The sequence below is a fragment of the Antarcticimicrobium sediminis genome, from assembly GCF_004348975.1.
In the GTDB taxonomy this organism is placed as follows: Bacteria; Pseudomonadota; Alphaproteobacteria; order Rhodobacterales; family Rhodobacteraceae; genus Antarcticimicrobium; species Antarcticimicrobium sediminis.
Genome location: NZ_SMFP01000006.1, coordinates 238,489 through 258,281, shown reverse-complemented (window position 1 = coordinate 258,281; position 19,793 = coordinate 238,489). Strand labels below are relative to the sequence as shown.

Annotated in this window: 22 protein-coding genes, 1 tRNA gene, 1 pseudogene and 1 riboswitch; of the genes and pseudogenes, 14 read left to right on the top strand and 10 right to left on the bottom strand. The window is 63.5% G+C overall.

Features of this window, described 5'->3' with window-relative positions; all coding sequences use genetic code 11:
- Positions 1-511: integrase core domain-containing protein (locus E1B25_RS11545; RefSeq protein WP_245510691.1), on the top strand; the 511-nt coding region annotated here is incomplete at its 5' end.
- Between the two features lie 639 nt (positions 512-1,150).
- On the opposite strand, the gene E1B25_RS11540 is transcribed toward E1B25_RS11545, so the two are convergent.
- Together E1B25_RS11540 and E1B25_RS11535 are read right to left on the bottom strand one after the other, a co-directional pair.
- Positions 1,151-1,227: transfer RNA gene (locus E1B25_RS11540), tRNA-Arg, on the bottom strand.
- Positions 1,228-1,476: 249 nt separating this feature from the next.
- Positions 1,477-2,065 (bottom strand): annotated as a pseudogene (locus E1B25_RS11535) (IS5 family transposase); the annotation flags it as partial.
- A gap of 167 nt (positions 2,066-2,232) precedes the next feature.
- Here E1B25_RS11535 and E1B25_RS22365 point away from each other — a divergent pair.
- The 3 genes from E1B25_RS22365 to E1B25_RS22355 all read left to right on the top strand — a co-directional run bounded on the left by E1B25_RS22365 (position 2,233) and on the right by E1B25_RS22355 (position 3,194).
- On the top strand, positions 2,233-2,400 hold the full coding sequence (locus E1B25_RS22365; RefSeq protein ID WP_206338541.1) for a hypothetical protein: 168 nt from the start codon (positions 2,233-2,235) through the stop codon (positions 2,398-2,400).
- Positions 2,401-2,451: 51 nt separating this feature from the next.
- Positions 2,452-2,655, top strand: coding sequence for a hypothetical protein (locus E1B25_RS22860; RefSeq protein ID WP_206338540.1), 204 nt, complete (start codon positions 2,452-2,454; stop codon positions 2,653-2,655).
- A gap of 212 nt (positions 2,656-2,867) precedes the next feature.
- Positions 2,868-3,194 carry a transposase gene (locus tag E1B25_RS22355; RefSeq protein ID WP_206338539.1) on the top strand — a complete coding sequence of 109 codons (327 nt, stop codon included), beginning with the start codon at positions 2,868-2,870 and terminating at the stop codon, positions 3,192-3,194.
- A 187-nt stretch (positions 3,195-3,381) separates the two neighbouring features.
- Here E1B25_RS22355 and E1B25_RS11525 read toward each other — a convergent pair whose 3' ends face one another.
- The 3 genes from E1B25_RS11525 to E1B25_RS11515 form a co-directional block, all read right to left on the bottom strand.
- Positions 3,382-4,263, bottom strand: coding sequence for a LysR family transcriptional regulator (locus tag E1B25_RS11525; RefSeq protein ID WP_132829404.1), 882 nt, complete (start codon positions 4,261-4,263; stop codon positions 3,382-3,384).
- Positions 4,260-5,312, bottom strand: coding sequence for a YeiH family protein (locus E1B25_RS11520; protein ID WP_132829402.1), 1,053 nt, complete (start codon positions 5,310-5,312; stop codon positions 4,260-4,262). Before E1B25_RS11520 ends, E1B25_RS11525 begins: the two co-directional genes overlap by 4 nt.
- A gap of 384 nt (positions 5,313-5,696) precedes the next feature.
- On the bottom strand, positions 5,697-5,966 hold the full coding sequence (locus E1B25_RS11515; protein ID WP_132829401.1) for a DUF2312 domain-containing protein: 270 nt from the start codon (positions 5,964-5,966) through the stop codon (positions 5,697-5,699).
- 137 nt (positions 5,967-6,103) lie between these two features.
- Positions 6,104-6,312: riboswitch (cobalamin riboswitch) on the top strand.
- A 134-nt stretch (positions 6,313-6,446) separates the two neighbouring features.
- Here E1B25_RS11515 and E1B25_RS11510 point away from each other — a divergent pair.
- The 6 genes from E1B25_RS11510 to E1B25_RS11485 all read left to right on the top strand — a co-directional run bounded on the left by E1B25_RS11510 (position 6,447) and on the right by E1B25_RS11485 (position 11,878).
- Positions 6,447-8,291: a TonB-dependent receptor plug domain-containing protein gene (locus E1B25_RS11510; protein WP_132829399.1), complete on the top strand. Its 1,845-nt coding sequence runs from the start codon at positions 6,447-6,449 to the stop codon at positions 8,289-8,291.
- Entirely contained in the window at positions 8,278-9,135 is an 858-nt protein-coding gene (locus E1B25_RS11505; RefSeq protein ID WP_245510689.1) for an ABC transporter substrate-binding protein, read from the top strand. Before E1B25_RS11510 ends, E1B25_RS11505 begins: the two co-directional genes overlap by 14 nt.
- Positions 9,132-10,112: a FecCD family ABC transporter permease gene (locus E1B25_RS11500; protein WP_132829396.1), complete on the top strand. Its 981-nt coding sequence runs from the start codon at positions 9,132-9,134 to the stop codon at positions 10,110-10,112. The genes E1B25_RS11505 and E1B25_RS11500 overlap by 4 nt, the downstream gene beginning before the upstream one ends.
- A complete protein-coding gene (locus E1B25_RS11495) occupies positions 10,109-10,867 on the top strand; it encodes an ABC transporter ATP-binding protein (protein WP_132829394.1) in 759 nt (252 codons plus the stop codon). The genes E1B25_RS11500 and E1B25_RS11495 overlap by 4 nt, the downstream gene beginning before the upstream one ends.
- Positions 10,864-11,511 carry an adenosylcobinamide amidohydrolase gene (locus E1B25_RS11490; protein ID WP_132829392.1) on the top strand — a complete coding sequence of 216 codons (648 nt, stop codon included), beginning with the start codon at positions 10,864-10,866 and terminating at the stop codon, positions 11,509-11,511. Before E1B25_RS11495 ends, E1B25_RS11490 begins: the two co-directional genes overlap by 4 nt.
- A gap of 148 nt (positions 11,512-11,659) precedes the next feature.
- Positions 11,660-11,878: a hypothetical protein gene (locus tag E1B25_RS11485; protein WP_132829391.1), complete on the top strand. Its 219-nt coding sequence runs from the start codon at positions 11,660-11,662 to the stop codon at positions 11,876-11,878.
- A 65-nt stretch (positions 11,879-11,943) separates the two neighbouring features.
- Here the strand turns inward: E1B25_RS11485 and E1B25_RS11480 are convergent, their stop codons facing one another.
- Positions 11,944-12,159 (bottom strand): hypothetical protein, encoded by a 216-nt coding sequence (locus E1B25_RS11480; RefSeq protein ID WP_132829389.1) that lies wholly within the window; start codon positions 12,157-12,159, stop codon positions 11,944-11,946.
- A 232-nt stretch (positions 12,160-12,391) separates the two neighbouring features.
- Here E1B25_RS11480 and E1B25_RS11475 point away from each other — a divergent pair, with 232 nt between their 5' ends.
- The 4 genes from E1B25_RS11475 to E1B25_RS11460 all read left to right on the top strand — a co-directional run bounded on the left by E1B25_RS11475 (position 12,392) and on the right by E1B25_RS11460 (position 14,654).
- The gene (locus tag E1B25_RS11475; RefSeq protein WP_132829387.1) at positions 12,392-13,255 is read left to right on the top strand and encodes an MBL fold metallo-hydrolase; all 864 of its coding nucleotides are present in this window, start codon (positions 12,392-12,394) and stop codon (positions 13,253-13,255) included.
- Between the two features lie 98 nt (positions 13,256-13,353).
- Positions 13,354-13,782, top strand: coding sequence for a YeeE/YedE family protein (locus tag E1B25_RS11470; protein ID WP_132829385.1), 429 nt, complete (start codon positions 13,354-13,356; stop codon positions 13,780-13,782).
- Positions 13,782-14,213, top strand: coding sequence for a DUF6691 family protein (locus E1B25_RS11465; RefSeq protein ID WP_132829383.1), 432 nt, complete (start codon positions 13,782-13,784; stop codon positions 14,211-14,213). Before E1B25_RS11470 ends, E1B25_RS11465 begins: the two co-directional genes overlap by 1 nt.
- 9 nt (positions 14,214-14,222) lie before the next feature.
- Complete coding sequence (locus tag E1B25_RS11460) at positions 14,223-14,654, top strand: protein tyrosine phosphatase family protein (protein ID WP_132829382.1); 432 nt, start codon at positions 14,223-14,225, stop codon at positions 14,652-14,654.
- A 106-nt stretch (positions 14,655-14,760) separates the two neighbouring features.
- Here E1B25_RS11460 and E1B25_RS11455 read toward each other — a convergent pair whose 3' ends face one another.
- The 4 genes from E1B25_RS11455 to E1B25_RS11440 all read right to left on the bottom strand — a co-directional run bounded on the left by E1B25_RS11455 (position 14,761) and on the right by E1B25_RS11440 (position 19,608).
- A complete protein-coding gene (locus E1B25_RS11455; protein WP_132829380.1) occupies positions 14,761-17,439 on the bottom strand; it encodes a sensor histidine kinase in 2,679 nt (892 codons plus the stop codon).
- Complete coding sequence (locus tag E1B25_RS22350) at positions 17,439-17,831, bottom strand: hypothetical protein (protein ID WP_206338538.1); 393 nt, start codon at positions 17,829-17,831, stop codon at positions 17,439-17,441. The genes E1B25_RS11455 and E1B25_RS22350 overlap by 1 nt, the downstream gene beginning before the upstream one ends.
- Positions 17,828-18,208, bottom strand: coding sequence for a response regulator transcription factor (locus E1B25_RS11445; protein ID WP_132829378.1), 381 nt, complete (start codon positions 18,206-18,208; stop codon positions 17,828-17,830). Before E1B25_RS11445 ends, E1B25_RS22350 begins: the two co-directional genes overlap by 4 nt.
- Positions 18,209-18,300: 92 nt before the next feature.
- Positions 18,301-19,608, bottom strand: coding sequence for an XRE family transcriptional regulator (locus tag E1B25_RS11440; RefSeq protein ID WP_132829376.1), 1,308 nt, complete (start codon positions 19,606-19,608; stop codon positions 18,301-18,303).
- Positions 19,609-19,793 lie beyond the last annotated feature (185 nt).

The following is a 19,793-nucleotide window of genomic DNA, read 5'->3' as shown; positions in this document are numbered from 1 at the left end:
AACATCCCACACTGTGCTCCCCGATAGCCTCGGGGGCATTATCCACATCAGTGTAAGGGGGTCATTTTTGGACGCCGATCACCCCGCTACGGGGTCAATTTTGCATGCCTGTTCACACATCCACACGATTCTGACCGACAACGGCATCCAGTTCGCCGAGCAGCCCCGGAACAGAAACACAGCATATTCGCGCCAGATGCGCTTCGACATGATCTGCGAGGCAAATGGGATCGAGCACCGACTGACCAAGCCGAACCACCCCTGGACGAATGGTCAGGTCGAGCGGATGAACCGGACGATCAAGGAGGCGACCGTCAAACGCTTCCACTACGAAAACCACGACCAGTTGCGCACGCACCTCTCCGACTTCATGGCAGCCTACAACTTCGCCCGCAGACTCAAGACCCTCAACGGGCTCACGCCTTACGAATACATCTGCAAGATCTGGACTTCAGAGCCAGATCGTTTCATCCTAAATCCGATCCACCAAATGCCGGGACTAAACACCTAGAGTTCGCCCCCCCTAATTTGGATCGGCTTGAAAAGGGTTGTTTTGTATCTCCAAAATACCCATTGAAAACCCGAGCAGTTGTTGAAGAGCTTTTTGCTCTCACGCGTTCGCAGGCATTAGCTGCACTGAAAAGAATAGGTAAAGGTGGCTCGAAGTGGCCATTCGCCGCGCAGAGCATCAAGGTTAGCCTAGAACCGGTCGCGTCAGTTGCCTTGGCTCGGCCTCCTCGACTTCGCAAAACCCGCTCCCTGCGCATTTCCGCTGCTCACGACCCGCGCGGGGAAGGGCTGGAAACCACCCTTCGTGTCAGATACCGCATTTGAAATTCCAAAGGGCACAGCTGTCGGTAATTCACAGGGAACCACTAACACTGCCTGTAGTGTCCGCAGAAGGTTTGGATGTTCGATGGGGGCGTCTGCTTCGAAGCTAAAGCCTCGAGAGTGCCCAAGGAACCAACCGCAGGGCCAGACGCAGGAAATAGGGGCATATCAGGGCCTCGCGACTTCGTTTCGATATATCCTATAATTATCAGGGTATTGATGTAATTTTCGCCCCTGTCACAAAATTTATCTTGACACGGCGTGCATCAGAAAACGCCGTTTCGTGCATGCTTATGCCTACTTTACAATCGGACAAGAGTGGCGATCCCGGGAGGACTCGAACCCCCAACATCCTGATTAGAAGTCAGGTGCTCTATCCAGTTGAGCTACGGGACCGTGGCTCTTTGATAACGGTTCGAAAAACGGTTCGCAAGCCGTTGAGGTTTTCCTAACCGTCTGTATTTCCATCTTCTTCTGGCCCCAGACCTCCGGCTTAGAAGGCTCCTGCTCTATCCTGCTGAGCTACCGGGCCCCGCGCTTCTACTACAATCATTATATCGACGTTGAAAGAAAAAAGGCGTTGAACAGCCATGTCGGGCGGGGGCGGGTCTTATCCTGACTGTCAGATACTTTGTATCTGTCCCCATCCCCGAGCAACCAGTCAACATCCGGCAGGCTGCTGAGGCGCGCCTTCGCCCCGATGTAATCGCTGACTTGTCCGGCAGAGACGAAGAAGTTGATCGGGCGCCCCTGACCGTCGCAGATGGCATGCACTTTCGTATTCATGCCGCCCTTGGTGCGACCGATCAGGCGGCCACGCCCCTCTTTTTCGCGCCCAGGCTGGACGCGGTGCGATGGGCTTTCAGATAGGTCGCATCCACTGCCCGGCAGTTGATTGCGTCGCAATCAATGAGAGGGGATCATCACTGTCTTCTTCTCGCCGTGCTGAGCCGCCAGACCAGCCATCATCTGCGCAAAGATGCCCTTATCGCTCCACCGCTTCCAACGGTTGTATAGCGTCTTATGTGGACGATACTCTTTCGGCGCATCACGCCAGCGTAAACCATTGCGGTTTATGAAGTTAATCCCTCTCAGAACGCGCCGATCGTCCCTCTCGGCAGATTGCTGCGCAATCGCCTGCCGGGCAGCGGACGCACGGCTTGCCGTGGGTCTTCGGGAAATAGGGCTCCAGACGCGCCATCTGTGCGTCGCGCAGCCAGAAGAGATCAGACATGTCACCGCTCATTTTTCGAACGATGAATCATGCTGCGCGGCCAAAATCAATGGGTCCCGAGCCTAGTGGGTTTGACCACGTTTCCTAGCGAGCCAGCGCCGTCTTTCTTCATCGTCTCGAACAGTTGAATGCGGCCGATGAAGTCCGCGGAGCAGAAGGAAGAGAGCATGAATAAGGTATCACATGATCGGATCATTGGCATAGATGTCAGCCGCGATTGGCTGGATGTTCACTGCCTTCCGGACGGCCTGCGATTGCGGCTGCCAAACACGGACAAGGGGCACGGGCGACTTGCCGACCCGGCGCGCGAGATTGACGCCCTGGTCTGCTTCTAGGCAACTGACGGTCAGGAATGGCGGCTGTGGTCAGCCCTTGATGGTGCCGGAGTGGCGACACGGCAATTGCCGCCGGCCCAGATCAAGACCTTCGCGGCCAGCCGTGGCACGCGTGCCAAAGCCGACAGGATCGATGCGGAAATCATTGCGCGATTCATGGCTTTCCGCCCCGATGCAGGGCGCAACCTCCCACATAAAAAGAGACCTATTCTCAGATCGTTGACGTCAAAGCGCGGGCGGCTTGTCGAAACATGAAAACGGCTTCTGGCGCAAATCAAGGCGCATGGGAAACTGGGATCGGCAGATGTGTTTGAAGCAATGGATGCCGAGTTGAAAGGTCTTCTTGATCACCAGATTGCAGGGTTGGAGGCGCAGATCGAGCAGACTGTCGCCTCGGATGAAGAGCTTGCCGCGACCGCGGACATTCTGCGGTCTGTCCCTGGTATCGGCCCGGTCGCCACAGCACCATGCTGCTTGCCGAAATGCCCGAACTCGTCCAGATCTCGGGAGAACAAGCCGCAGCCCTCACTGGCCTTGCGCCCATTGCACATGACAGTGGAGCCATGCGCGGCAAGCGCGCCATTGAAGGCGGACGGCGCTTGTTGCGGCATTTATTGTTCCAAGCGGCCCTCGTCGCCAGCTATCACAACCCAGTCCTGAAGACCTTCGCTGATCGTCTTCGTGACGCCGGAAAACCACACAAGGCCGTCATCACGGCAGTCACCCGCAAGCTCGTCACAATCGCAAATGCCCTGTGCAAGGTGCGCCAAAAATGGACCGCTCAACCTGCCTGATGAATACAGTTGCTAATAAATCCCCTTCGTTTCTCCCAGATCTACACATGTGGTAGAATTTAGGGTGCTATTTGTGCTCTATCCAGTTGAGCTATGGGACCACTGGCGTGACTTTTGCGGGCTTTGGCGCGCGGCTCCAAGCGAAACTTGAGCCGAGTTGCGCCGTGTGTCTGGGGCCGGGCCCGGGTCAGGCCGCGCTGACCAGATCGAGAAACCTCTGCTCGGCCAGCGACAGGTGCCGCGCCTTGTGGCGTAGCGCATAGAACTGGCGCGGCGGCAGGTCGAAGGGCACCCTGACAAGCTGCCCCGCCGTGATGGAGGGCGCCACGACCAGCGTCGATAGGACCGTCGCGCCGGCTCCCGCCTCGACCGCAGAGCGCACCGCTTCGTTCGAGGGCAATTCAAGGGCGATCTCGATGTCATCGGTGGACAGCCCGTGCAGCGCCAAGGCCGCGGCACAGACCGCGCGGGTGCCGGATCCGGGCTCGCGCAAGACCCAGCGGGCGGCCTTGAGCGCGTCGCGCGTCGTCGGCGGTTGCGCCGCCCAGCGGTGGCCGGGGGCCACCACCAGCGCAAGTTCATCGCCCGGCAGCGCGCGGATCGACAGGGTCGGATCCTGGACCTCGCCTTCGATAAAGCCCAGATCGACGGTTGCCGCATGGACCATTTTCGCGACCTCGGTGGTATTTCCTGTCACCAGTTCCAGATCGAAGCCGGGATGTGCGGCGCGAAACTTCTGCATCAGCGGCGGCAGCCAATAATTCGCCACCGTCTGGCTGGCCCCCAGCCGCAGCCGACCGCGTTTGAGCCCGGCCAGATCGCCCAGAACACGCTCGGCCTGTTCTGCCCGCGCCAGAACCGAACGCGCCTCGCCCAGAAAGACCCGGCCAGCCTCGGTCAGCACGATGCGCCGCCCGACCCGGTCAAACAGGCGGACGGCGTGGCGCTCCTCCAACGCGGCAACAGCGGAACTCACGGCGCTTTGGGTCAGGTTCAGCACCGCCGCCGCTTGGGTGATATGTTCCCGTTCGGCGACAGCGATGAAGATGCGGAGTTGGTCAAGCGTCATATAGTCATCAAAACCAGACCGAGGCTGAAAAGAGAAACGAAAATCCACGCCCCGGCCCCCAGAAGCGCCGGGCGGATCCCCTCGGCGGCCAATTTGCGGATATCGGTTTCCAACCCCATGGCAGCGAGGGCGGTGGCCAGCAAGAACTGGGTCAGCGTCGCCGTGGCGGGTTTGGTGACCTCGGGCAGCCACCCGGTGCTGGCCAGTCCGACCATCGCGATGAAACCGAACACGAACCACGGCACCGGCGGGGTGGCGCGGTGGGCTTCTCCCCCGGCGCGACGCAACCGGCGCGCGGCAAGCGCACCCAGCGTCAGCACAACCGGTGCCAGCATCATCACGCGGGTCAGCTTGGCGATGGTGCCGAATTCACCGGCCTCCTGCCCGCGCGCATAGGCTGCGGCGACGACCTGCGCCACCTCGTGGATCGATGCGCCGGCCCAGAGGCCAAAGGCATGCGGCCCCATCGACAAGCTGCCCGCGACCAAGGGCATCAACACCATCGACAGCGAGCCGAACACGGTGACACAGGCAACGGCATAGGCGACATCCTCGTCCCGCGCGCGGGTCACGGTATTGGTGGCGATGACCGCCGAAGCGCCACAGATCGAACTGCCTGCGGCGATCAGCTGGGTCAGCCCACGGTCGACGCCCATCACCCGCCCCAACCATGTGGTAAAGACGAATGTGGCCAGCAGCGTGGCCACGATCAGCGTCACACCGCCAAGCCCTACGGCCGCCACCTGTTGCACCGTCAGTTGCAGCCCCAGCAGAACGATGCCCGCGCGCAGCACGCGGCGCAGGCTAAAGGCCACACCCGGTTTGGCACTGGCCGGGGTGCCAATCAGATTGTGGAAGGCCATGCCAATCAGGATGGACAGGATCAACGGGCTGAGAACCCCGACACCCGGAACCTGTCGCAGCGCAAAGGCCGACGCCGCGATCAGCACGGCCAGCGCCAGCCCGGGCAAGATGCCGCCGGACGAGGAGGGAAGATAAGCCCCGATGTTGAGGGGGCCGCGCCCGGACTTGGCTGTGATACGTTCCATCTGACGATCCTTTTGGTTGCTCGCCAGACTATCCTCCAAACCCCATCAATCAATCCAATGGATTGTTTCGCTGTGTTTGATCGAAAATTTCGAACGGTTGAGGGCAGATGTGCAGCGCCAGACCTCCAGATCCCGGACCACCCATCGGCAGGTTAAGGGGCGGAACCCGTTTGTCCCGCGCCGGAGGGTGTGGGGATGTTCCCTCAAACCGTGAGACCCATCGGATCACGCTGTGGGTCGTGCGCACCCAGAACTCTGCAACAAATGGGTTGAACGCCCCGGGAGCGCGCGCTCGCCCTTAAAAACAAACAGGCGTCGCGCAACACCTTCGAGAGTCGCGCAACGCCTGTGATTTAACTGGTAATTCAATGAGGTATAAGCGGCTCAGCTCATCCCCAGCGCTTCCTTGTACATTTCCAGCACCGCCTCTTCCTCGGCGATATCGTCCTTGTCGCGCTTGCGCAGCGCGATCACCTTGCGCAGAACCTTGGTGTCGTACCCGCGCCCCTTGGCGTCGGCCATCACCTCTTTCTGCTGATCGGCGATGTCCTTTTTTTCTACTTCCAGCCGCTCATAGCGCTCGATGAACTGGCGCAATTCGCCCGCCGTCACGCGGTAGGTGGCTTCGGCTGTGCTGTCTTCAATAGGGTCCATGGAAAGCTCCGCTCGATACTCTGGTGTGATGCGTTCGGGTGATCGCAAATCGGGATACAAGCCCCGCCCCCTTGCCGCAAGACGGGAATGACCGCCAGAGCGCCGCAATCGGCCTTGCGCGGCGGGGCCCCAGCCCCTATCCACGGACGTGCTTTGGTTCGGTGGCTTCGGTCGCCGTGAAAAGGGAACGTGGTGCGACCCGGCTTGGGGTCAACTCCGCGACTGCCCCCGCAACTGTAAGCGGAGAGCGTGGCCGGCAGGTACCACTGAACCATCGGGGTTCGGGAAGGTCTGGCCCACGTGATGACCCGCAAGTCAGGAGACCTGCCAAGGCAATCACCTTCATCCGGCGCGTGGGGCGTCAGGTGGGCGGCGTTCAAACCGTAGTGGTGATGGCCAACTCACCGTTTGCGGAAGAGCGCGTTCATCGCCGTGCCTTTCCAGACAAAACCAATAGGCGTCCCGGATAGGACCACGATCATGCACAAACTTCTTCTGACGGCCTCCGCCCTTGCCGTCTGCGCCGCAGGCGTCGCACAGGCACAAGAGGCGTTCGAACTCGACGAGATCACGATTTCCTCGACCAAGACCGGCACCGCGACCCCGCTGGACCGCACCGGCGCCACCATTCAGGTGATCACGCAAGAGCAGCTTGAAAAAGCCGACGAAACCACGCTGGCCGAATTTCTCGCGCGCCAGCCCGGTATCTCGGTCAGCGCCAATGGCGGCATCGGGGCCAATACCACGCTGCGCATTCGCGGGCTCGGCGGGAAATACATTCAGGTTCTGGTCAACGGCATCGACGTAACCGATCCCAGTTCGGCCCAGACCCAGTTCGACTGGGGCGGCATGACCACCGCCAACCTCGGTCGGGTCGAGATCCTGAAAGGCTCCAGTTCGTCGCTTTATGGCTCGCGTGCCGTGGGGGGCGTCGTCAATATCTCGACCATCCAGCGCCCCGAGACCGAGGGGCACAGCGTCACCCTGAGCCTTGAGGGTGGCAGCAACGAGACATTCCGCACCTCGGCCGATATTGCCTATACCGGCGCAACTGGCGGCCTGAGCTTTGGCATCAACCGGCTGACTACCAACGGGTTTTCCGCCAAAAGCGGTGCTGGCAGCGTCGAGCCGGACGGCTATGATGCCACCCAGATGACCTTCTCCGCCGATGTGATGGCGACCGACACGCTGAAACTGGGCGTTTCGGCCTATACGCTCGACTCCGAAGGGGATTACGACGAGTTCACCGGCGACGGTGCCGCCCCCTATGACGAGACGAACACCACCGAAACCCGCGCCCTGCGCGCCTATGCCGAGCTGATGACAGGGGCGCTCGATCACACCTTGTCCTACACCTATTTCAAGACCGATCGGGTCAGCAGCTCGAACGGGTTCGATACCCCCTTCGATGGCAAACGCAAACGCATCGATTATGTCGGCAATTACGTCGCCTCGAACATGGTGACGCTGACCTTTGGCGCCGACTGGGAAGAAGAAAGCTTTGACTCCGGCTCCGATAGTGGCAGCGTCGAGACCACCGGCCTGTTTGGCGAGGTTCTCTATGCGCCGACCGCCGATCTGGATCTGTCGGCCTCGCTGCGCGTTGATGATCATTCGACCTTTGGCAGCCATGTGACCGGTCGGCTCGCCGCCGCTTATCGGCTGAGCGGGGCCACCACCCTGCGCGCCGTCGCCGCGACCGGGTTTCGCGCGCCGTCGCTGTACGAGCTGAACAGCACGCTCTATGGCAACGCGGCGCTGCAACCCGAGGAAAGCACCAGCTTCGAGCTTGGCGTGGAGCATGAATTCGCCCTCGGGCGCAGCATCAAGGCAACCGCATTTCACACCCGGGTGGACAATCTGATCCAGTTCGTCACGCTGACCAGTTGGCCGGCACCGTTTACCGGGCAGTACCAGCAGGTGGCGGGAGAATCGACCTCGCAAGGCGTCGAACTGTCGGGCGAATGGGCAGTGAACGACTGGCTCGCCCTGTTCGGCAACTACACCTATACCGACGCGGTCGACGCCACCGACGCGCGGCTGCTGCGGGTGCCGACCCATGACGTGACCCTCGGGTTGAGCGGCGATTTCGCCAGCGGCTGGACCGGTGATCTGAACCTGCGCCACGTGGCCGACCGCCCGGCGGAATATGGCGTCGTGATGGCCGATTACACCGTGGTCAATGCCGGTGTCAGCTATGCCTTCACCGAAAACGCCCAAGGCTATCTGCGGATCGAGAACCTGCTGGACGAAAGCTATGAAACCGCCGCGGGCTATTCGGCCTCGGGGCGGGCGCTCTATGCGGGGCTGCGTGCGTCTTTCTAGGATCATATCGCTGCTCGCCGCGCTGGTGCTGACCGGCGCGGCGACAGGCGGCCCGGTGGGGGCCGCCGCCGGGACCGCCCCGAAACGGGTGGTTTCGATCAATCTTTGTACGGATCAACTGGCGCTGCTTCTGGCCGCCCCCGGTCAGATCGTGTCGCTTTCGCATCTGTCCCATGACCCCGACAGCTCTTCCATGGCCGAGGCCGCCCAAGCCTATCCCACCAATGGCTCCGGGGCCGAGGAGGTCTATCTGCTCAGCCCCGATCTGGTGCTTGCCGGGACGTTCACCGCCTCCGCCACGGTGCGGATGTTGCGCGATCTGGGTATCCGGGTCGAACTTTTCGCGCCCGCCAGATCGCTGGAGGACATCCCCGAGCGCATGGCCCAGATGGGCGCGGCACTGGGGCGCGCGCCAGAGGCCGAGGCGCAGATCGCGCGTTTTCACGCCGATCTGGCCCGGCTCAGCGCGCCACCCGCCCGCCGCCCGCGCGCCGCGCTTTATTATGTGAACGGCTATACCACGGGCGACCGGACGCTGGCCGGGGACATCCTGCGCGCCGCCGGTTTTGACAATGTCGCGACCGAGGCAGGGCTGGAACAGGGCGGAACGCTGGCCTTGGAACAGCTCATTCTGCTGGCGCCCGAGGTAATCGTCAGCGGCCGCGACTATCCCGGTCAGGCCCGCGCCGAAGAGGTGCTGACCCACCCTGCCCTGCACGCGTTGACGGGTACGCGCATCGCCGGAACCCTGACCGACCGCGACTGGATCTGCGGCACGCCGCTGGTCCTGTCGGCGGTACAAAAGATGCGCGATCTGCGCCTGTCGCTGGAGGTCAAGAAATGAGGCTGGCACTCGGGCTGATCGCGCTGGTGGCACTGCTTTTCGTGCTGTCGCTTATCAGCGGGCAAGCGCCTGTGGGCGCGAGCCAAAGCCTGCGGGCACTGATCACGGACGACGGCACCCCGCTTTCGGTGGTGATGCGCGAAATCCGGCTGCCGCGCGCGCTGCTGGCGGCGATGATCGGCGCGGTGCTGGGCCTGTCGGGCGCGGCGATGCAGGGCTATCTGCGCAACCCGCTGGCCGAACCGGGGCTGATCGGTGTCTCCGGAGCCTCGGCGCTGGGGGCGGTGCTGGCGATCCAGACGGGCCTGAGCCTGATGATCCCGCTGGCGCTGCCGCTGGCGGCGCTTGGCATGGCGGTGCTGGCGGTGCTGCTGATCCTGGCGCTGGCCGGACCGCGCGGCACCTCGATCACCCTGATCCTTGCCGGGATTGCCATCTCGGCGCTGGCCGGGGCGCTGACCTCGCTGGCGCTGAACCTGTCGCCCAACCCGTTTGCCGCCGCCGATATCGTGTTCTGGATGATGGGCTCGCTTGCCGACCGCAGCTTTACCCATGTCTGGCTTGCCGCCCCCTTCATGGCGGTGGGCGCGGCGCTGCTGCTCAGCCTCGGGCGCGGGCTGGACGCGCTGACGCTGGGCGAAGACGCCGCGCAGGCGCTGGGGGTGAACCTGTCCGGGCTGCGGTTGCGGCTGATCCTGGGGACCGCCGCCTGTGTCGGCGCGGCGACGGCAGTGGCGGGCGCGATTGGCTTCGTCGGGCTGGTGGTGCCGCATCTGCTGCGCCCGGCAGTGGGGGCGCGGCCCTCGTCCCTGCTCTGGGCCTCGGCGCTGGGGGGCGCGGCGATGGTGCTGGCCGCTGATATCGCCGTGCGTGAATTGTTGCCCGCCCGCGATCTGAAGCTGGGCGTGTTGATGGCGCTGGTCGGGGCGCCGCTGTTCCTGCATCTGATATACAAGACGCGGAAGGAAATGGCATGAGCCTGATGACCCTGCGCGATCTGACGGTGCTGCGCGGCGAATGCCCGGTGGTTGATCATGTCTCCCTGCGCGTTGAACGGGGCGAATGTATCGGCTTGATCGGCCCGAATGGCGCGGGCAAGACAACCCTGTTGCGCGCCGCGCTCGGCCTGCTGCCCGCCAGCGGCGACAGCACGCTGGCCGCCCAGCCCGCGCCCGAACGCGCCCGCACCGCCGCATGGATGCCCCAGGCGCGCGAAATCGCATGGCCGGTCACGGTCGAACGGCTGATCGCGCTGGGCCGCATCCCGCACCTGCCACGCGGGGCGCGGCTGCGGCCACAGGATCGCGCCGCCACCGATGCCGCCATCGCCCGGATGGGGCTGGAATCCTACCGCAGCCGCATCGCGACGCATCTGTCTGGTGGAGAACAGGGGCGCGTATTGATCGCCCGGGCGCTGGCGCAGGAAACGCCGCTGCTGATCGCGGACGAGCCCATCGCCGGGCTCGACCCCGCACATCAGATCGCCACCATGCAGGTGTTCGAGGATCTCGCGCACGAGGGATGCTCGGTTATCGTGTCGCTGCACGATCTGGGACTCGCGGCACGGCATTGCACAAGGCTGCTGATGATGGAGCGGGGGCGGCTGGTCGCCGATGGCCCGCCAAGCGAGGTGCTGACGCCCGAGAATGTCGACCGGGTGTTTGGCATCTCGGCGTTTTATGAGACCACGGCGCAAGGCCCGGTGTTCCAACCGATGGCGGTGACGCGATGAGGGTGACGCTGGATCATCCTTGGCTGGAGCTTGATCTGGGGGCCGAGGCCCGCGTGCTGAGCTGGTCGCTGACCCGCCCCGGTTTTGTCACCGCGCGGCGCATCCTGTGGCGGGAGGTGCGCAATGCCGACCTGCCCGAGGATCTGGATGTGCTGGGCTGGTTTCACGGCGAACTGGCAGCGCGCGGTGCGCGCGATGCGGTGGCGATGCTGACCTCGCGCCACCTGCATGCCTTTGAGACCGCCGAGGCAGAAGTCGAGGGCATCCGCGCCTTTTGCCTTGCGACGGTGGGCCTGAGCAATGCGGAACACATCGGCACCCGGATGGATCGCACCGGCACGGATTGGGGCACGATCAACATCGCGCTGTATCTGGACCTGCCGCTGAACGACGCGGCGCTGCTGGAACTTTTGTCCATCGTCACCCAGGCGCGGACGGTCGCGGTGATGGAGGCCGGGTTCGACCTGCCCACCGGGCGCGCCACCGGCACCGGCACCGATTGCATCGCCGTGGCCGCGCCAGCGGGCGACACCCCCTTTGCCGGGCTGCACACGCCGCAGGGCGAGGCGGCGGGCCGCGCGGTGCATGCGGCGGTGCGCAAGGGAGCAGAAATCTGGATGCGCGATGTGCGCCGACCCGACTGACCCCCTGCCTGAGAAATCCATAGGCGCGTGATCCAAGGGCGCAGCCCTGCGGGTCTGAGGACGAAGCCGGAAACCTCCCCCACCCCGGCTTGCACCCTCGGCCCCGATCCGGTACCGGCAGAGTGACAAGAAACCAAGGGGATCAACCATGTTCGACATCATGATCTGGGCCGGCGTGGCGATGTCACTGGCGGGGCTGGTTGGGCTGGTCTGGTGCATTTTTCGCGTTGCCCGCGCGCGCCGCGCCAAGCTTTCCGACGACGATCTGCGCGCGGTGCTGAAATCGGTACTGCCGATCAACCTAGGCGCGCTGGGGCTGTCGATCCTTGGGCTGATGCTGGTCGGGTTGGGATCCGCTCTCGGCTGATCCGCCACGCAGAACGCCACCCGACTGACCCTCTCAGATCGACAACGTCTCCGACCTACGGTGGCTCAGACCGGCATATTGTCGAACCGCGCCTCGACGCTCTCTTCGATCAGAGCCGCATTGAGACAGCGCAACCGGCCCGGTACATGCAGCCCCTGCACTTCCAGATGCATCAGAAGCTGGCTGAATTGCGGATGCAATTCCAGCCGCTGCTTTTGATCGGCACCCGATATCCGCTGCGCCATTTGCTCGGCCTGTGCTAAAATCTCTTGTCCGGTCATATCATTCCCCCCCCTGACGCGATGATCGTGATCGTGATCGTGATCGTGACAATAATATATGACGCTCCTGCAAGATTCCTTGCGCGAAATCACCCTGCGGGCGCGCACCGGCGATTTCCTGCCACTGCGATGGACCGGGCGCAGCCGACGGCCAACCAGTCAGGCGAGAGTTCCGCCTTGCAACACATTCGCTTAGACATATATGTTTCAGAACCTGCCAATGGAGATCCCAATGACCCCCTTTGTGAAAGCCTTCTTCGACGAAGCCACCTTTACGGTGTCCTACGTCGTGCGCGAACCGCATGGCAAAGCCTGTGCCATTGTCGACAGTGTGTTGGATTTCGACCATGCCTCGGGCCGCACCGACACCACATCCGCCGACCGGATCGTCGCCTATGTTCAGCAAGAAGGCCTGAACGTGGAGTGGGTTCTGGAAAGTCATGTGCACGCCGACCACCTGTCGGCCGCGCCCTATATTCAGGACAAGGTCGGCGGCAAGATCGGCATCGGCGACCGGATCACCGTGGTGCAGGACACCTTTGGCAAGGTCTTCAATGAAGGCACCGAGTTTCAGCGCGATGGCAGCCAGTTCGACGCGCTGTTCAAACAGGGCGACAGCTTCATGATCGGGCAGATGCGCGGCGACGTGCTGCACACACCCGGCCATACACCGGCCTGCCTGACCTATGTGATCGGGGATGCGGCCTTTGTCGGGGACACGTTGTTCATGCCCGATTTCGGCACCGCGCGCTGTGACTTTCCGGGCGGCTCCTCCGAGACGCTTTTCAATTCGATCCAGAAAATTCTGGCACTGCCGGACGACACCCGCATCTTTGTTGGCCACGACTACAAGGCGCCGGGGCGTGACGAATTCGCGTGGGAGACCACGGTGGGCGAACAAAAGGCCCTGAATGTGCATGTGGGGCAGGGCAAGAGCATGGAAGACTTTGTGCGGATGCGCGACGCCCGTGACGCCACCCTTGCGATGCCGCGCCTGATCCTGCCGTCGTTGCAGGTGAACATGCGGGCCGGACAGATGCCCCCGGCAGACGATCAGGGCGATGTCTTTCTCAAGCTTCCGGTGAACAAGCTGTAAAAGCGGCCACCGACAGAAACCCACTGACAGATCACCATGATCTGCCAGCGGAAAAACATGCGCAGAATCTTGCGCAGAACAGGGACACGAAAACACTTATGCAAATAGATTGGATCTGGGGGCTGATCGGCGGCGTGCTGATCGGGACAGGAGGCGCGGTATACCTGCTGGGCAACGGGCGGATCATGGGCGCCTCGGGCATCATCGGCGGGTTGGTGGACGGCAGCGGCTGGAGCACGCTGTGGGAACGGGTCGCGTTCCTGTTCGGCGTGGTGGTCATGCCGCTGATCCTGTGGCCGCTCTATAATGTCGACATCGACACCCATATGACCAGCAACTGGGTCGTGATCGTCGCCGCCGGTCTGCTGGTCGGCATCGGCACGCGGATCGCCAATGGCTGCACCTCGGGGCATGGGGTCTGCGGCATCTCGCGGTTCTCGCTGCGCGGGATCGTGGCCACGGTGTTTTATATCCTTGCCGGCGGTCTGATGCTGGCGATCTTCCGTCACGTTCTGGAGGTGATCTGATGCGGCTTCTGCTTTCGCTTCTGGCCGGCGCGCTGTTCGGCGGCGGGCTGTTCATTTCCGGCATGACCGACACCACCAAGGTGCAGGGCTGGCTTGACGTGTTCGGCAACTGGGATCCGACGCTGGCCTTTGTCATGGGCGGCGCCATCCTCCCGATGGTTCTCGCTTGGCGGCTGACCGAAGGGCGCAAACCCTTGGCGGGCGGCGAATTCCCGGCCCTGCCCCGCCCCGAGCTGGATCACCGGCTGATTACCGGCTCGGTTCTGTTCGGCATGGGCTGGGGGCTGGCCGGTCTTTGCCCGGGTCCGGCCGTGGCCTCGATCACCTATAACGGCATGGGCGGGCTGATCTTTCTGGCCGCGATGCTGGTGGGCATGGGCGCCGCCCCGGCGGTTGGGCGCGGTCTGGACAGACTCGCAGCGCCAGCGTAAGGAACGGACATGGATATTCGCCCCCTTACCCCCGGCTATGCCGTTTCGCCGCAGATCGAAGTAACCGATCTGCCAGCCATCGCCGAGGCCGGTTTCACCACGGTGATCTGCAACCGTCCCGACTCTGAAATCGGCCCCGAACAGGGCAGCCGCGCCATGCGCGACGCGGCCGAGGCGGTGGGGATTACCTTCGTCGCGTTGCCGCTGGATCAGCAAACGCTGACGCCCGAAAACGGCATCCGCCAGATCGAAACCATCGCCGATGCCACCGGCCCGGTGCTGGCCTATTGCCGCAGCGGCACCCGCTGCACGGTGATCTGGGCGCTGGGTCAGGCCGGACAGGTTCCGGTGGACGAGATCCTGAGCAAGGCCGCAAAGGCCGGCTATGAGCTGGACCACCTGCGCCCGATGCTGGAGCATCTGGCCGCCAGCCGAAGCTGAACGCGACTGCGATCGAGACGGTAAGACTTAGACACATAAGGCGGCCCCACGGGCCGCTTTTTCTTTGGCCACCGTCCCACACAAGCCCAGTGCAATGCCCTTCGCCTTACAGCGCGGCCTCCTGCCCCGCCAGCGGCAGCGTCACCCGGAACGCGCCGCCCGATTGCCCCTGTTGATAGATGAGATCGCCGCCCAGCCGCAGCATGATCTCGCGCGAGATGGCCAACCCAAGCCCGGCACCACCGGCCTTTTCGGCGTTCACCCGAAAGAACTTCTCGAACACGGTCGATTGCGCCTGTTCCGGCACGCCGCTGCCATTGTCGATGAAATCCACCACCACCTGCCCGCCCACATCATGGACCGAGATGGTCAGCTCCGGCTGCGGCGCATCGCAATATTTCTGCGCATTGGCGATCAGATTGATAAACACCTGCGCCAGACGATCCAGATCCGAGCGCACTTGCACCTCTTCGCTGCCTCGACGACGGCGCACCACCAGCGACCCTTCGGCCCCCGCCAACACCGCAGAGACGGCGCGGTCCAACACGTCCGACAAGCTGCCATCGCGCATGTTCAGGGTGACCTGCCCGTTCTCCATCACGCTGAGATCCAGCAGATCGTTCAGCAGCCGGGTCAGGCGCAGCGCCTCGTCGTGGATGATGGTGGCGTAGCGGTTCTGCTCCGGCATGCTCAGTTCGTCGGTGTCGCGCAGGATCTCGGAAAACGCCCGGATCGAAGTCATCGGTGTGCGCAACTCATGGCTGATCTGGCTGAGAAAATCATCTTTCTGCAACGAGATCTGTGTCAGCTTTTCGTTGGCCTCGCGCAGCTTCTTGGCGGTCCGGGCCAGCTCGGTCGATTTTACCTCAAGCTGACCGGAGTATTCCATCAACTGCGCGCTTTCATCCGCCACCGCCAACAAATCTTCGACCGAAACCGAGGATCCCCCGACGATCTGCCCGATCATCGCATGCGCCGCCGCCGCCCCCACCGAGCCGCCAAGCTCGCGCTCCAACCGCTCCAGAAACAGCGGCGTCGGTTCGGGCAGGTGACCGCGCCCGCCCTGCAACGCCGCCTCGCGCTGGAACAGCTCCTGCGCCTCGCGCGCGCCAAGGATGCGCTGCGACATGATCATCAGATCCTCGCTTTGCGCGACCGACCCGGTCCAGCCGCGCGGCCCGGAAGAATGGTCAAACACATTGACGAACTGCGCCCCCTGAAGCCGCTCCAGCGGCGACGGAAAGCTGAGCAGCGAGGCCGCACAGAACGCCGCCACGTTCAACGACATGCTCCAGACCACCGAATGCACGATCGGGTCCAGCCCCTCGATCCCGAACAGCGCATGCGGCCGCAACCAACTCAGGCCGAACGGGCCGTCCTGCAGCACCCAGTCGGGCATCAGACCACCGCCCAACCCCGGCAGCAGCAAGGTATACAGCCACAGCCCGAACCCCACCGTCAGCCCGGCCAGCGCGCCGCTGCGCGTCGCCCCGCGCCAGTACAGCCCGCCCACCAGCGCCGGCAGGATCTGGGCAATACCGGCGAATGAGATCAACCCGATCGAGGCCAGCGCCGCGCCGCCCCCCGACAGGCGGAAATAGAAATAGCCCAGCGCCATGATCGCGGCGATCGACACCCGCCGGGACAACAGGATCACGTGGCGCACATCGCCAGAGACCGAGGCGCGGTCCGATTGCGAGGACAGCCAGATCGGCATCACCACGTGGTTCGACACCATCGTCGACAGCGCCATCGCGGCAACGATCACCATCGAGGTGGCCGAGGAAAAGCCACCAAGGAACGACAGCATCGCCAGCGCCTCCTGCCCTTGGCTCAGCGGTACGGTCAGCACGAACATATCCGGGTTGGAGCCCTTGGGCATCACCTCAAGCCCGACCACCGCAATCGGCACCACGAACAGGCTGATCAGCAGCAGATAGGTCGGAAACGCCCAGGAGGCGGTTCGCAGGTGGCGTTCATCGTCGTTCTCGACCACCATCACCTGAAACATGCGCGGCAGACAGACAAAGGCCGCCATGGCGAGAAAGGTGATGGTGGCCCAGCGGCTACCGTTCATCTGCCATTGACCGATGGGCGAGGCGTCGATGCGGGCCATGGTCTCGGAGACCCCGCCCGACAGCCCCCAGACCACGAAAATCCCCACCCCCAGCAGCGCGATCAGCTTGACCACCGCTTCCAGCGCGATGGCGGTGACAACGCCGTGGTGGCGTTCGTTGGCGTCCAGATTGCGGGTGCCGAACAGAATGGCAAAAACCGCCAGCCCGGCCGCGACCCAGAACACCACCGAGGCATCGTTGTAGCCGCCCGCCGTCCCCTCTTCGAAGAAGATCGAAAACGACAGCGTGATCGATTGCAGTTGCAGCGCGATATAGGGGGTGATCCCGACCACGGCGAGCACGGTCACGCAGATCGCCAGCAAGTTGGATTTGCCATAGCGCGACGAGATCAGGTCTGCGATCGAGGTCACCCGCTGGCTGCGGCCCACGCGCACCAGCTTGCGCAGCCCCCACCACCAGCCGACCATCACCAGCGTCGGACCAAGGTAGATGGTGACATATTCCAGCCCCGAGCGCGCGGCGTATCCCACCGCGCCATAAAAGGTCCAGGCAGTGCAATAGATCGACAGCGACAGCGTGTAGATCAGCGGCGAGCGCAGCCATGTGCTGCGCCCGGTGGCGGCCAGACGATCGGCGGCGAAGGCCACGATGAACAGCAGTGCGACATAGGCCAGACAGACCAGCACCATGAGGTTGAGCGTCGGCATCACCCCTGACCCCGTTTGGCCCCGCCCGCCACCTCGTCGCCCCGCGCGGCCATGGATGTCGCCACAGACGCAGATACAGATGCGGGGCCCGATGTCGTCCCGGACATGGCCCCGGACAGGCTGCGGGTAAGAAAGCCGAACCAGACATTGGCCAGGATCAACAGCGCCCAGACCAGAAAAATGTACAGGATCGCCCCCGAAGTGGGCATCGGCTCAGCCCCGCCGGTGTCATCCGCCGCCGGCCATAACAATGGCACCGCATAGAGCAGGATGCCCAGCGCCGGCAGCAGCCGCGCCGCGTCCGTCAACCGGCGGCGGCGATAGCTTTGCCGTTCCAGAAAGACCGAAGGGGCCCTTTGCTCTGGCTCCGTCCCATCGTCCCGGGCGATCATGTTCGCGAGGCCTGCGCCAGCAGATCGCGCACCGCCGTCAGCACCTCGATATTGGAAAAAGGTTTGGTCATGAACCGGCTGACACCGGCCTTTTCCGCCATGTCGCGATCCCGCGACTGGCCCCGCGCGGTCAGCATCAGCACCGGCAAATCGTGCAGGCCGTCGATCGCGCGCAATTCGCGCAGGATGTCCATGCCGCTTTTGCCCGGCAACATCATGTCGAGGATCACCAGATCCGGTTTGGCAGCGCACACCACCTCGACGGCGTCACTGCCATCGGCGTGGGTGTCCACCTGCCAGCCGTCCCGTGTCAGCAGGAAGCGGATCGCCTCTGCAATATTGGCTTCATCCTCGATCAGCAAAACATGTCGGCCCATGCCTCCCCCCTCCTCCCCCTGACGTGTCAGCGTGGCCGCGCCAACAGATTATTCTTGCTTTTCGACAGCATAGCCACGCCGAGATGGGCCTGTCAAAACCCTTCGCTCAGGATCGAAGGCTCGCGCCGTGCGTCACAGTCGCTGCGTGGGCAGACCCGACAGGTTCCCCCAACCGGCTGCGGCGTCGCCCCGTCCCCCTCGCCGTGCCGGACCGGCAGGATCAGCATGATCGAGCGATAAAGCGGATCCCGCTCGAATCCCGGCGGACCATCGGGCCAGGCGATGGCGAGACAGTCGAACTCGGCAACGGCCCGGCCCAATTGCGACACGCGGCGGCGAATGGGCACCAGCGGTCGGTTCAATGCCGAGAACAGCGGCCAGAGCGGGCAGGCCTCGCCATGGCGCGGCAGGGCAAAGCCGGTGATCGCCTTGCGGAACAGGATGCTGCCCGAGGCATCGCAGATCACCAGCCCGACCTCGCCCGGCAGCACCCCCTCCGGCAAGGTCGCAATGCGCCGGAACACCGCCGGCAGATCCACCGCAAAGGCCTGTGCCAACGCCAGAGGATCAAGCCCCTGCGCCTTGACCGCCTCGGAGAAGGGCGCCAGCGGCATCGCCACGACATCGGCCGCATATTGCCGCAAGATCTTGCGCGCCACCTGTCGCGCCGCCCGGCCGGTCAGTTCCGGCGCGGAGGCGATGATCGCATCAAGATCGCCCGCCCCCGCCTCCAGCAGCGGAAAATGATGGCCATGCGCCGCCATGAACGCCTCGACCTCCTCCTGCGGGGCGCCCCGATGATCGGCGCTGGCCTCGGTGTCATCGAGATAGTTGACCAGCGCCTTGGAACTGTCGGCAAGCCGCGCGCTGTCCTCGTTCAGGTTGCGGTGAAACCGGTCGCGCCATTCCGGCTCCAACTCGCCGGTTTCGGCCAGGATCGACGCGGTGGAGCGGATCGCGGCCGCGGTGGAAAGCACCTCGTGCAGCGACGCGGCAAGCCGGGGGTCATGGGTCAGCCGGTCCGACAGGGTTTCAACCGTACGTTCCAGCGAGGTGATGCGGCGATGCGACCAGACCAGCACCTCGGCCCAACCGGGAAATCGCCCGGCGAATTCCTCGGCGCGGTCGGTCTCGGCCATGGCGACCCCGGCCTCCGCCGCCGCCTCGCGCAGGCCCGAAATCAGCGCCGCTTCGGCCCCTTCGGTCAACATCGAGGGTTCGACCCCCAGCACCTCGGCCAGATCGACCAGAAGTTTGCCCCCGATTCTGCGTCGATTGTGTTCGATCAGGTTCAGGTAAGAGGGCGAGATCCCGACCTGCCGTGCCAAATCGGCCTGTCGCAGCCCCTTGATCGCACGTCGTTCGCGGATACGGCTGCCGGTGAGCATGTCGCGGGGCATGGCGGTCAGGGTCCTTTTTCAGCGGGATTTCAACGTCTTTCTGCACTGCGACATAAGGTAATTTACAAGATACCTTAGACACCTGTGCATTTGTTGACAAAAATATCGTTCTGTTCAAGGGGTTTATTGCGTAATTTTCCAATCCGCCGACATACTGAGTTTGCACAATCGTGCGCGCGCCGTGT